Below are 13,907 nucleotides of genomic sequence, written 5' to 3'. Positions count from 1 at the left end.
CCATTGACCTTATGCCCCTCCAAATAGGAAATTTGACAATTGATTCTCCAGTTATTTTAGCTCCAATGTCTGGAGTGACTGATTATCCGTTTAGAAGTATTGTGAAGAAACTTGGTGCAAGTTTGTTAGTTTCAGAGATGATCGCAAGCAGAGCTATGATTATGCAAACTCGCCAGAGTTTGCAAAAAGCAAAAGTCGATGCATTAACTGCTGTGCAGCTTGCTGGGTGTGAGCCAGATGTTATGGCGGAGGCTGCAAAATTAAACGAGGACATGGGAGCAAAAATTATAGACATAAACTTTGGTTGCCCTGTTAAAAAAGTTGTAAACGGTTATGCAGGATCAGCGCTAATGCGTGATGAGAAAAAAGCCGCTGAGATAATTGAAGCTGTGGTCAAAGCAGTGAATATGCCAGTTACGGTGAAAATGCGCACTGGATGGAACGATGAAAATCGCAATGCCCCGAGACTTGCGAAAATTGCCGAAGACTTAGGAGCAAAAATGATCACTGTGCATGGAAGAACAAGAGCGCAGCTTTATAATGGTCAAGCAGATTGGAAATTCGTTAGAAATGTTAAAGAGCAAGTGAAAATTCCAGTTATAGTAAATGGCGATATTAAAAATTTAAATGATATTCAGAATGCTCTCAAAGAATCTGGAGCAGACGGAGTGATGATAGGTCGTGGTGCCTACGGTAAACCTTGGCTGATTAATCAAGCAATGAACTTTCTCAGTGGAAGTGAAACTTCTGAGCCAACAGCTTCAGAGAGATTAAGCATCATACTCGAGCATTACGACAATATTGTTGAGTACTATGAAAATGACACAGGAATAAAGATGGCCCGCAAACACATAGGTTGGTACAGTAGCGGGCTTCAAGGCTCATCTGAATTTCGTGTGAGAGTAAATAACATGACAGATAGCACAGAAGTGAAAGAAAATATTATTGGCTTTTTTGGTCAAGAGACACACTAGCTGTACTCAATTCGACTGATCGTATGCCACTACGCTCTCTTCCTCACCAGAGTGTAAATGACAACCATTATCCATCAACCATTCCTCGTCATAAGTTTCAATATCAAAATATTTTTCATATTTATCCACATTATCACAAAGTGAAAGTGCTCTGATCTTATTCATAATCAAACCTGTACCAGCAGGAATTAATCTTCCTACTATAACATTTTCTTTTAATCCACTTAAAGGATCACTCTTCCCGCAGAATGCTGCTTCTGTAAGTACTTTTGTTGTCTCTTGGAAAGAGGCAGCAGAAATAAAGGAGCTAGTTTCAAGACTTGCCCTAGTAATCCCCTGCAGAATAGGAAGATAATGAGTAGGCCGTTTGCCAGAGTTACTCATAGCATCATTTTCCCTATCAACTTCCAGCTTGTCAATGCTTTCGCCAACCAAGTACATAGTATCACCAGGATCAGTAATTTCCACTTTTTGTAGCATTTGTTTTAAGATCACCTCTAAATGCTTATTGTCTATACGAACACCCTGCAATCTATAAACTTGCTGTATTTCAGAAATCATATAGTGCGCTAAAGCTTCTAACCCAAGCACACGTAAAATATCATGGAGATCAGGGTCACCATCCATCAATAGATCACCTTTACGTACAAAATCACCTTCATTGACTATTACATGCTTACTTCTTGATACCAAATATTCAACTGGAGAAATTTGTTCATCTACAGGTTTAATTAATATACTGCGTTTTCCTCTACGGTCTTTTTCAGAAAACGCTACATAGCCATCTATCTCACTAACAATAGCATGCTCTTTAGGACGACGTGCTTCAAATAACTCTATAACCCTCGGTAAACCACCAGTAATATCACGAGTTTTAACTGACTCTCTTGGTGTTCTTGTAATAACATCACCTGCATGAACCTTCTGGCCATCTTGTACATTGAGCACTGCACCGATTGGTATAAAATAACATGCTTCAACGCCACTTGCGAGTGTCATTACTTTACCATTATCGTCAAGCAGCACAATACGAGGACGTAAATTAGCTCCACCAGAATGCAATTTCCAGTCTTTTACTACTTTGCTTGATATTCCTGTAGATTCATCCATCACTTCAGTGATCGAAATTCCATCTTTTAAGTCCTGATAAGACACTGTACCAGTCTTCTCCGTGATAATAGGCAATGTATAAGGATCCCATTCCGCAACTTTATCGCCAATTTTTACTGACCCACTCTCATCTACATAAAGCTTAGCGCCGTAAGGTACACTGTGCTTCAACTTCTCACTACCAAGGCTATCAATCAACACGACTTCACAGGAACGGCTTATCACAATTTTATTTCCGTTTCTATCTATAATTATATTACTATTGTTTAACTTTATTTTAGCATTAATAGAAGCTATAATATTCGAGGATTCAACGCCTCTAGTCATTACTCCACCTATATGAAAAGTACGCATCGTTAACTGAGTACCTGGCTCTCCAACAGATTGAGCAGCTATAACACCAACTGCTTCACCTATTGAAACAATTTTACCAGTTGCAAGGTCTCTTCCATAACATAAAGAACATACACCAGGACTTATTTCACAAGTTAAAGGCGATCTAATTTTTACAACATCAAGACCTGCAATGCTGATTTGCTTTACTTTATCCTCATCAATTAATTCCCCTGCTTTTACTAATAATTCTTTTGTCACTGGGTTATATATATCATTTGCAGCTGTTCTACCCAGCACAACACTCTCTAGAGATGCAACTATAGTACTTCCTTCAACTGTAGCTCTCACAACAAGACCATTTTTTGTTTTACAGTCATGCTTTGTAACTATGCAATTTTGAGATACATCAACTAAACGACGAGTTAAGTATCCAGAGTTTGCAGTTTTAAGTGCAGTGTCAGCTAAACCTTTACGCGCACCGTGAGTAGAATTAAAGTATTCAAATACGTTCAATCCTTCACGGAAATTAGAAATTATAGGTGTTTCTATAATCTCACCAGAAGGTTTGGTCATGAGCCCTCGCATTCCTGCTAGCTGTTTCATCTGTGAAGTAGAACCCCTTGCACCAGAGTTAACCATCATATACACTGAGTTGTACTTACTATTTCCATCATATATAGATATTGCTTTTAACATATCATTAGCTATCATATCCGTACACTTAGACCATTCATCTATAACCTTGTTATACCTCTCACTTCTAGTTATTAGCCCATCTTGATATTGCATAGAGAATTTCTTAATTTCACCCCTCGCGTGATCAACATGTGTAGCTTTAGTTTCAGGTATAACCATATCACAACGACCAAAAGAGACACCAGAAAATGTGGCATACTCAAAGCCAAGTACCATTAATTTATCAGAAAATGCCACTGTAGCACTTTGACCACAGTGACGATATACCAAATCAACTATACCAGTTATTTCCTTGACTGTTAATATCTGATTTATTAGATCGAAGCCTAGATTCTCATGCTTAGGAAAAATTTGCCATAATATTAAACGGCCAGGAGTTGTACAAACAGTTTTATAGTGAGTTTCACCGCTGCTATTAATATACTCCATCCTATACTTTATACTAGAATGAATATGTAAAGTACCATCACTCAAGGAATGCTCAACTTCACAAAAAGCACCAAAAGATGGTAAATTATCTTCCTTAGGTTCTTGTAAAGTCAGATAATATATACCAAGTACTATATCTTTACTAGGAACTATAATCGGTCTGCCATTAGAAGGACTTAAAACGTTATTAGTGGACATCATCAACACCCTAGCTTCAAGCTGAGCTTCCAATGAAATTGGCACATGCACTGCCATTTGATCACCATCAAAATCAGCATTAAACGCCGTACAGACAAGCGGATGAAGCTGTATTGCTTTGCCTTCAATAAGGATTGGCTCAAAAGCCTGAATACCAAGTCTATGTAGCGTAGGCGCTCTATTCAACAAAACAGGATGCTCTTTTATTACCTCTTCAAGCATATCCCAAACTTCTGGTTTTTCTGCTCTTATCAACTTACTAGCAAACTTAATAGTTGGAGCCATACCATACATCTTAAGCTTTGAGTAAACAAAAGGTTTGAATAGTTCAAGAGCCATTCTTTTTGGTAATCCACACTGATTTAGTTTCAAAGTTGGACCAACAACTATTACAGAACGTCCAGAGTAGTCTACCCTTTTTCCTAAGAGGTTCTGGCGAAAACGACCCTGTTTTCCTTTTAACATATCACTAATGGACTTTTTATATCCAACAGCACCAGCTTTATTTACCAAAGTATTACGACGACTATTATCAAAAAGAGAATCAACTGCTTCTTGTAACATCCTTTTTTCATTACGAATCATAATCTCAGGAGGATTTAAGCTCAACAATTTTCTCAACCTGTTATTTCTATTAATAATAGTCCTATAATGATGATTCAGATCAGAAACTGCAGGACGACCACTCTCAAGCGATACCAAAGGACGCAAATCAGGTGGTAAAATAGGTATAGTTGTAAGTATCATCCACTCAGGCCTATTTTCAGATTTAATGAAGTTTTCAACAATACGCAATCTCTTTATAATTTTCTTTCTTCTTATCTCAGAAGCAACAGATTCTAATTCTAGTCTTAAATCCTTCCTAATTTCATGTAAATCAAGGCGCGTTAGCAACTCTCTTATAGCTTCAACACCTTGCATAGCTACAAAACTATCGATCCCATAGCTATCTTTAGCTTCATTATAAGCTTTTTCACTAATAATCTCACCTTTTTCAAAAGGCGAAACAAGAGGATCTATTACGATATAATTATCGCTATATAAAATATTCTCAATATCTCTGAGAGACATATCCAATAATGCTCCAATTCTTGAAGGAAGCGATTTCAAAAACCATATATGAGCAACAGGAGATGCAAGCTCTATATGACCCATCCTTTCTCTTCTTACTTTAGAAGATGTAACTTCTACTCCGCATTTTTCGCATATGCGACCTCTGTGTCTTCTTTTTTTGTATTTTCCACATAAACATTCATCGTCATTGACAGGGCCAAAAACCTTAGGGCAAAATAATCCACCTTTCTCAACTTTGAACGTACGATAATTTGCAGTTGAAACATCTTCTATCTCACCACAAGATATACGCTTAATACTTTCAGGGCTAGCAATCGATATGCTAACCTCATTAAAAGGTTGTGCAATGTTAGTGTGAGATATATCTTCAATCACTACATCATTTTGCTTTAAATCTACATTTAAACATAAAGAACGTAGTTCTTTTATCATCACATTAAAGGATTCAGGAATTCCACATTCAAAATTACTGTCACCTTTTATTATCGATTCATAAATCTTAACTCTACCATTAATATCATCAGACTTCACAGTTAACATTTCCTGCAAAGTATAAGCAGCACCATAGGCTTGTAATGCCCAACATTCCATTTCACCAAAACGCTGACCACCAAAATGAGATTTTCCTCCAAGAGGTTGTTGAGTAACCAAACTATAAGGCCCTACTGAACGCGCATGAATTTTACCATCAACCAAGTGGTGCAACTTAAGCATGTACATGTAACCAACTGTAACCTTGCGGTCGAATTTTTCACCACTGCAACCGTCATATAATACAGCTTGTCCAGAGTTATCTAAACCAGCAAGTTCAAATAATTTTGCTATTTGTTCATCTTTTGGACCCTCAAATACAGGTGCAGCAACAGGAACGCCATCACGTAATTTGCGTGCAAATTCAATGAGATTATTATCACTAATATTACGAATATCATTACAGATAGATACGTTACTGCCATAGCTATAAACCTCAATCAGGAAGTTACGTAAATTGCTGTATGAACTTTTACAAGAGTTCAAATAGTTCTCTACTAACTCATTCAACTCGTCATTTAGTGCATTCTTATTAGGTGTATTTAAAACAGAAGCCGTTATTTCATCATCATCAATATTTTCAATTTTTTTATTATCAAGGTATGCTACTGCAAATTGTGTAAAATTATCATCGTTAAGGGACCTAATTCCCTTGCAAAAAGCACTTTTGATCTTATTGATCTCATCGAGAATATTACTTACCTTTTCCCCTAATTTTCTACAAGCCCAACCTACATGCGTTTCCAGTATTTGCCCTACATTCATTCGTGAAGGAACACCAAGAGGGTTAAGAATAATATCAACAGGAGTACCATCTTCCAAATAAGGCATATCTTCCACTGGCACAACTCGAGAAATCACACCTTTATTTCCATGTCTACCAGCCATTTTATCCCCTGGTTGCAGACTATGTTTCACAGCAATGAAAACTTTTACTGACATCGACACACCTTGAGGCAGGTCATAACCTTCATGTAATTTTTCTACTTTTCGCTTAAACTGTGCTATTGCATGTGATACTTTTTCATCAAAATCTTTTTTTAAGCTCTTAACTTGCTCAGAAATGGATTGGTTTTTTAATCCTATACCCCACCATTGCTCACGTTCAATAGAGTCAAATTTTTCTCGATCTTGAGAACCAGAATTAATAAGAAGTTTCTTCAGTTCATCATAGAAATATTCACTAGTAACATTGATTATATAATCTCGCTCTTCCTCAAAGTCATTTATCTCTTTTTGTTTGATGAGTAATGCCCTTTCATTTTCTTCAACCCCCCTGCGTGTAAAGACTTGTACATCAATTACTGTCCCTTCAACATCTGGAGATGTATATAAAGAGGAATCCGCACAATCGAATGACTTTTCACCAAAAATTGTCATTAATAACTTCGTTTCAGGAGGCAATGAAAGAGAAGGTTTAGGTGTAACTTTACCTACCAGAATATAGCCTGGACCAACTCTTGTACCAATTTTCACTATACCACTATCATCCAAGTGATATAGATTTTCTTCATTAACACCAGGTATAGCACGAGTTATTTTTTCTGATCCTAAAGGGGTATCATGTACAACACAGTCAAATTCTTCTATATGAATAGAAGTAAAGAGATCTTTTTTAACAACTTCACTAGAAATAATAATAGAGTCTTCAAAATTATAACCTTGCCAAGACATAAAAGCGACTAGCAAATTTTTACCAAGCGCCAACTCACCACTGTTAATTGCAGGACCATCAGCTATTACATCACCCTTTTTAACATAATCACCTACGCACACTAGCGGTCTTTGATTAATACAAGTATTATGGTTAGAACGCTGAAATTTCCTTAGATGATAAATATCTACGTCCAAGTAGTTAACCCTTTCTTTATCAAAAGCACGTATAACTATAGAGTTACTATCAGAACTATCAACTATGCCATCGCGTTTTGCTAAAACTACAGCACCAGAGCCAGAAGCTACAAAAGACTCCATACCAGTAGCAACCAGAGGAGCGGTAGGCTTCAATAAAGGTACGGCCTGACGTTGCATATTTGAGCCCATTAATGCTCTATTAGCATCATCATTTTCTAAAAATGGAATCAAGGAAGCTGCAACTGATATTACCTGCTTAGGAGATACGTCAATGTAACTAACTTGGTCGCTACTTACCATGACGAAGCTACCAGCATATCTACAGTATAGCATGTCATCAACAAAGCAATTATTTTCATCAAGCTTTACGCTAGTGTCAGCTATATGATGTGAGCCTTCGTCTATAGCAGAAAGATACTCAATTTGATCAGTAACAACCCTATTGACTACTTTTCTATAAGGGCTTTCAATGAAACCATATTTATTAATACGCGCGTATATAGCTAAGCTGTTGATTAACCCTATATTTTGCCCTTCAGGAGTCTCAATAGGGCAAACTCTTCCATAATGAGTTGGATGAACATCACGCACCTCAAATCCTGCCCGTTCTCTTGTTAAACCGCCAGGACCTAACGCGGATAACCTTCTTTTATGTGTTATTTCAGATAACGGATTAGTCTGATCCATAAATTGAGATAATTGAGAAGAATTGAAGAAATCTCTTAAGACATTAGTTAACACTTTTGGATTAATAAAATCAGATGGAGAAACTTTATCTAAACTAGAAGTGGACATAGAATCAACTATTGCGCGTTCCAATTTCAACAACCCAGTTCTAAATTGATTTTCTATAAACTCTCCAACTGATCTTACTCTTCTGTTTCCTAAATGATCAATATCATCTACAGATCCTTGACCGTCACGTAACAATACTATTTTTTTCACAATTTCAATAATATCTTCATGCGTTAAAACAGTTAAATCCTCATCATAATTTAATCCAAGGTAAGAGTTAAGCTTCAACCTACCAATGTTAGACAAATCATAATATTCCGGACTGAAGAAAAGATTACGGAAAAACTCTTCTACTATCTCTAAAACAGGAACTTCACCAGGACGCAAAACTCTATATATTTCATATAGTGCATCCTGATAAGACATGTTTTCATCTAAGAAAAGCGTATTTAATATATAAGGTCCAACAAACAAATTATCTATGTTCAACACTGATATTTCATCTACAGATAATAACTCAAGCTTCTTTATGTCTTCCAGCTTTATAGATTCACCAGCAGATAAAATTTTCGTAGAGCTAGCACTATCCATTAAATCTTCTGCGAGGAATAAACCACATATAGAATTAAACGGAACCAGATACTCTTTCAATTCATTATCATATAGCTTTTTAGCTAGTCTTGAGGTAATACGAACGTTAGCTTTAAGCAGCACATTACCTTCAATATCCATTAAGTCGAAAGGCAGCCTCACTCCTTTAAATTTATCAGGAACAAAAGGCACTTTCCAACCATCTTTATGTTTTACATACTTTATTTTCTCATAAAATCTATCGAGTATATCATTATTTGATAGACCCAACGCCTTTAATAAAACTGAAATTGGCAATTTTCTTTTTCTATCAACACGAAAATACAAATGGTCTTTAACATCAAATTCAATATCAAGCCAAGAACCCCTATAAGGAATAATTCTAGCAGAATAGATCAATTTACCGGAATTGTAAGTTTTTCCCTTATCGCTATCAAAAAATACACCAGGAGACCTATGCATTTGTAAGACGATAACTTTTTCCACACCATTAATGATGAAAGTGCCCTTATCAGTCATCATAGGCAACCCACAAAAGTGGACTTTCTGCTCTTCTATAGATTTTACAACGGTTGCAAGTTTAGAATGATCTCCACTCTCTTTAATCGATTTATATTCATCAAGAGAAATACCATCCTGCATAACAACAAGACGTATAGAAGCAATAACCTGAGCAGAAAAAGTTACACCACGCTTTATACACTCAGATTCATCATACTTAGGATCATCTACCCTACAACTTATAAACTCAATAGTAGCCCTACGCAAAGGATCATTTATTGGAAAGATTGTATGAAAGATAACTTCAAGTCTTTCATTACCCTTATTCTTAGGAGTAAAAGAATCATATGATTCTTTTTGAACCTTAACCAAATCCAATAAAGAATCTTTTAAATCAATCGACCTAGAATAAGAAACTCTAGGAACAAAAGCACCAGAAGCGTACATATAAGAAGAATCAACCATTAAAATACCCCAAACTAATTAAAAGAGCTATATCAATATAAAATTAATACATTAAATATTATTCAAGCTCCACTTTAGTTGCTCCTGCTTCAATAAGTTTTTGCTTGATTTTTTCTGCTTCGTCTTTAGGAACATTAGCAGTCAAATCTTTAGGTAAAGATTCAACCAACTCTTTTGCTTCTTTTAAACCCAATGTAGAATTAACCTCTCTCACAGCTTTAATAACTCCTATTTTTTTACTCGCATCAATTTCTTTAATCACAACTTTATACTCAGCTTTTTCTTGAGCAGCAGGAGCAGCAGCATTATCACCAATAGGCGCCCCAGCACCAACAGCTCCACCAAGAAAAGAACCAGCAGGCAACCCTATTTTCTCTTCTAAAACTTTTACAAGTTCAGAAGCCTCTAATAGGTTTAAAGATAATATTTTATCAACCAAATCACTTGTTACATTACTCATAATTACCACCTTACTTAACAACAAATTTATTTTTTAGAACTATAATAATCCAAAACTCTCATAAGCCTCATAGAAGATGAATTAATAGACAACGCTAACCGAGCAGGAATATCATAAGATATTAAACGCATAATTTTAACACGCAATTCATCCAGAGAAGGCAACTTAGCCAGTTTATTAACATCTTCCACTGTTAACAATTCATTTAAATGAGCTGCGCAAATCACAGACATTTTTTCTTTGTTAGCATTAGTAAAATCAACTATTAATTTTGCAGCTTCTACTATGCCACTAGAGTATATAATAGCAACAGGACCGGAAAATTTGCCTGATAAATAAGAGAATTTACCAGTCCTTTCCAAAGCCAAGCGCGCTAGAGTGTTTTTAACTACTAATACCCCACCTGCTATAGACTTCAGACTATTCCTCAGAGTTAATGAATCATTAGCATTTATAGATTTAAAATTTACTAATATCAAGAAATCATTATTTACAAATACGTTTATTGTGCTCTGTATAAATTCATCCTTATCTTTACGCTTCACGGTATCACTCCCTTAAATTATATCTTCCACTTTGCCTATCTTATAAGCTTTACCCATAGTTGAATTTAAAAAAACACCCTTAAAGTAAATTCCTTTCGCAGAAATAGGTTTATTATCTTTAATTACTTTAAGAAAGGCTTTTAAATTTTCTAGCAAGTCATCAATATCAAATTTAATATTTCCTAATTTACCATGAATAACACCATTTTTATCTGTTCTAAATTTTACCTGACCAGACTTAATGGTTTTAATAGCTTCTGCAATGTTAGAAGTCACAGTACCAAATTTAGGGTTAGGCATCAGCCCTTTAACACCCAATACTTTTGCAATAGGAGTGATTTTTGCCATAAAATCAGGAGTAGTAATGCACCAATCAACATCTAACTTTCTACCTTTTTTTATTTCTTCAACTAAATCCTCTCCTCCTGCAATATCAGCACCAGCTTTTTCAGCTTCTAATAAATGTTTATCTTGAGCGAAAACAGCTACTTTAATATTCTTCCCGATACCTTTAGGCAAAACTACTGTACCACGCACCTGCTCTTCAGATTTACGTGAATCTACGCCTAAATTGACCGCAATATCAACTGATTCATTAAATTTTGCTGAAGCAGACTCAACAATCTTCTTCAAACACTGCTTAGGATTATCATTATATGTATTCATTTACCTAACCTTCCACAACTTCTATACCCATAGATTTTGCAGTGCCTACAACCATTTTCACTGCTGAATCTTCATTATCCACTTTCATATCAACCATCTTGCACTTTGCTACTTTAATTATAGCAGACATAGGTAATTTAGCCACTAATTCTTTACCAGGATTACCAGAACTTTTACTTAATTTAGCCTCCTGCTTAAGTAAATAAGCCACAGGCGGACCGCTGACAGTAAAATCATGAGAGCGATCATCCTTTATGGAAATTCGCACTGTTACTAAATCGCCTACTTTATAATTAGCGTTAGCAGCACTAGTAACTTTATTAAAAGCTTCACAAAACTTAGGAACAGGTATACCACGTGGACCAAGTACTGAAGCAATTTTCGGTCCTGGAACTGCTTTCCCAGCTTCCATAAGTAAGTTAATCTTAGCAACTATAACACTCATAATTAATCCTCTATTTTCTCTACTTGAGCCAGATCAAGCTCTATTATTGTCGGCTTACCTAAAATCGATACTTCCACATTAATAATTTTTTTCTCATCGTTTACCATATTTACCTTACCAGTAAAATTTTGAAAAAGACCATCATTAATTTTCACTTTTTCACCTTTTTCATAACCATAACCTAACTTCTTTGTCTCTTGAGCATTATAAAGTGCATTACACATTGAGTGAATCTCATCATCCAAAATCACCTTTGGAATATTACCGTTTTTCAAAAATCCATAAACCTTAAGAGATTTTGGTATATTATTGATAAAATTCAATACTTCATCGCATAAATTCACGTATAAAAAGACATAACCAGGAAAGCATTTCCTTCGTGTAGCAATTTTCTTAGATTTCAACTCTACTTCACTTAGCTCTTCATATGGAATAAAAACTTCCTTAAAGTAATCATTAACATCCAATCTCATAGAATTTTCCAATATATGTTGGCGCACTTTCTCTTCACAATTGGAAGCAACTCTCAAGATATACCATTTATATCTATTAAATTCTTTACACTTTAAACTTATCTCATCATCTGAAATCATCTCAAAATCACCAGATTCGCCACTGCAGAATCCAGGCGTTTGATTCAAAATATTTTTGCTTTCATCACACAGATGCATATATACATACACTTCACATAATTCTTTTATATCAGACTTTGAATTACATACCGTTTGATAAGGAATAAACACTTCCTTAAAATAAACAGCATTACTTACCAATTCGCGTATGTTTTGCTCATATCCATAATCAACTTTAATGATATACCATTTATATTCACATTCCATAAATAATTCCAAATAAAGCCTTAATTACGTAAAGAGACATAAAATCCACAAAACAGAAGAAAATCGAAAAGCATAATATAACAATCATTACAACAAATAGAGATGACAACACCTCCTGTTTCTTTACCCAAGCAATTCTTCGTATTTCTTGCTTTATATCACAGAAAAAACCACACAAACTTTTTAACATTTCCACCACAACATTAATGCAGGAGCGATAGGAATTGAACCTACAACCTCTGGTTTTGGAGACCAGCGCTCTACCAATTGAGCTACACTCCTATAACTCAAACTCTCACTCCAAAATTTCAGAAACAACACCAGAACCAACAGTTCTACCGCCTTCTCTTATCGCAAAACGCAATCCCTTATCCATTGCTATCGGTACTTGCAATTCTACTTCTACACTCACATTATCTCCTGGCATTACCATCTCCTTCCCATCTAGCAATTTTATGCTCCCAGTTACATCCGTTGTCCTTAAATAAAACTGTGGCTGGTAATTCGCAAAAAATGGTGTATGCCTTCCTCCTTCCTCTTTCTTTAATATATAAACCTCCGCCTTAAACTTTCTATGCGGTGTTATCGTCCCCGGTTTCGCTAATACTTGCCCTCTCTCCACTTCTTCTCTTTTTGTTCCTCTTAACAATATTCCTACATTGAGTCCTGCACTTCCCTTATCCAGCAACTTCTTAAACATCTCAACACCTGTGCATATCGTCTTTTGCGTCGCTTTCAGACCTATTATCTCTATCTCTTCTCCCGTCTTTATCTCTCCCTTCTCTATTCTTCCTGTTACCACTGTTCCTCGCCCCGATATCGAAAATACATCTTCGATTGGCAATAAAAATGGTAAATCCACAGGCCTTGGTGGAACCGCTACATATTCATCTAACTTTTCCATCAATTTATCTATTGATTTCTTTCCATATTCGCTGCTGTCATCCTCCAGCGCCTTGAGCGCTGAACCAACCACCACAGGCACTTCATCCCCTGGAAATCCGTATTTACTCAGTAATTCCCTCACTTCCATTTCTACTAAATCTATCATATCAGCATCAGCAACATCAGCTTTATTTATATACACCACGATATATCCAACATCTACCTGCTTCGCCAGCAATATATGCTCTCTCGTTTGTGGCATTGGCCCATCAACCCCCGACACTACCAATATCGCCGCATCCATCTGTGCTGCACCTACTATCATGTTCTTTACATAGTCAGCGTGTCCAGGACAATCAACGTGTGCATAATGCCTTTTCTCTGTCTGATACTCAACATGCGCTGTTGCTATCGTTATCCCCCTCTTCCTTTCTTCTGGCGCTTTGTCTATCTGATCGTACGCTACAAAATTTCCATAATGCTTCGTTATCGCCGCTGTTAACGTCGTCTTCCCATGATCCACATGTCCTATTGTTCCCACATTTACATGCGGCTTTCCAAATGCTTCCACTA

At 36.1% G+C, this 13,907-nt stretch carries 9 protein-coding genes and 1 tRNA gene; 1 reads left to right on the top strand and 9 read right to left on the bottom strand.

The window, feature by feature from the left end; translation table 11 throughout:
* Positions 1-11: 11 nt before the first annotated feature.
* Complete coding sequence (dusB, locus tag OZD64_RS05280; protein WP_274999456.1) at positions 12-974, top strand: tRNA dihydrouridine synthase DusB; 963 nt, start codon at positions 12-14, stop codon at positions 972-974.
* A gap of 6 nt (positions 975-980) precedes the next feature.
* On the opposite strand, the gene OZD64_RS05275 is transcribed toward dusB, so the two are convergent.
* The 9 genes from OZD64_RS05275 to tuf all read right to left on the bottom strand — a co-directional run bounded on the left by OZD64_RS05275 (position 981) and on the right by tuf (position 13,905).
* Entirely contained in the window at positions 981-9,494 is an 8,514-nt protein-coding gene (locus tag OZD64_RS05275) for a DNA-directed RNA polymerase subunit beta/beta' (protein WP_274999455.1), read from the bottom strand.
* Between the two features lie 58 nt (positions 9,495-9,552).
* On the bottom strand, positions 9,553-9,954 hold the full coding sequence (gene rplL / locus OZD64_RS05270; RefSeq protein ID WP_007551887.1) for a 50S ribosomal protein L7/L12: 402 nt from the start codon (positions 9,952-9,954) through the stop codon (positions 9,553-9,555).
* A 26-nt stretch (positions 9,955-9,980) separates the two neighbouring features.
* Entirely contained in the window at positions 9,981-10,499 is a 519-nt protein-coding gene (gene rplJ / locus OZD64_RS05265; RefSeq protein ID WP_006279539.1) for a 50S ribosomal protein L10, read from the bottom strand.
* Positions 10,500-10,511: 12 nt separating this feature from the next.
* A complete protein-coding gene (gene rplA, locus OZD64_RS05260) occupies positions 10,512-11,165 on the bottom strand; it encodes a 50S ribosomal protein L1 (RefSeq protein ID WP_038198507.1) in 654 nt (217 codons plus the stop codon).
* 4 nt (positions 11,166-11,169) lie between these two features.
* Positions 11,170-11,610, bottom strand: coding sequence for a 50S ribosomal protein L11 (locus OZD64_RS05255; protein WP_006279541.1), 441 nt, complete (start codon positions 11,608-11,610; stop codon positions 11,170-11,172).
* A gap of 2 nt (positions 11,611-11,612) precedes the next feature.
* Positions 11,613-12,449, bottom strand: a complete 837-nt coding sequence (gene nusG, locus OZD64_RS05250) for a transcription termination/antitermination protein NusG (RefSeq protein ID WP_038198504.1) — start codon at positions 12,447-12,449, stop codon at positions 11,613-11,615.
* Entirely contained in the window at positions 12,439-12,639 is a 201-nt protein-coding gene (gene secE, locus OZD64_RS05245) for a preprotein translocase subunit SecE (RefSeq protein ID WP_022626186.1), read from the bottom strand. The genes nusG and secE overlap by 11 nt, the downstream gene beginning before the upstream one ends.
* Positions 12,640-12,658: 19 nt before the next feature.
* Positions 12,659-12,731 (bottom strand) — tRNA-Trp (locus tag OZD64_RS05240).
* A gap of 13 nt (positions 12,732-12,744) precedes the next feature.
* On the bottom strand, positions 12,745-13,905 hold the full coding sequence (gene tuf / locus OZD64_RS05235; RefSeq protein WP_274999225.1) for an elongation factor Tu: 1,161 nt from the start codon (positions 13,903-13,905) through the stop codon (positions 12,745-12,747).
* Positions 13,906-13,907 lie beyond the last annotated feature (2 nt).

This window comes from Wolbachia endosymbiont of Drosophila tristis (genome assembly GCF_028981745.1).
Lineage (GTDB): Bacteria > Pseudomonadota > Alphaproteobacteria > Rickettsiales > Anaplasmataceae > Wolbachia > Wolbachia pipientis.
Note: the sequence above shows the minus strand (reverse complement) of the source record. Positions and strands in the feature narration are given on the sequence as shown.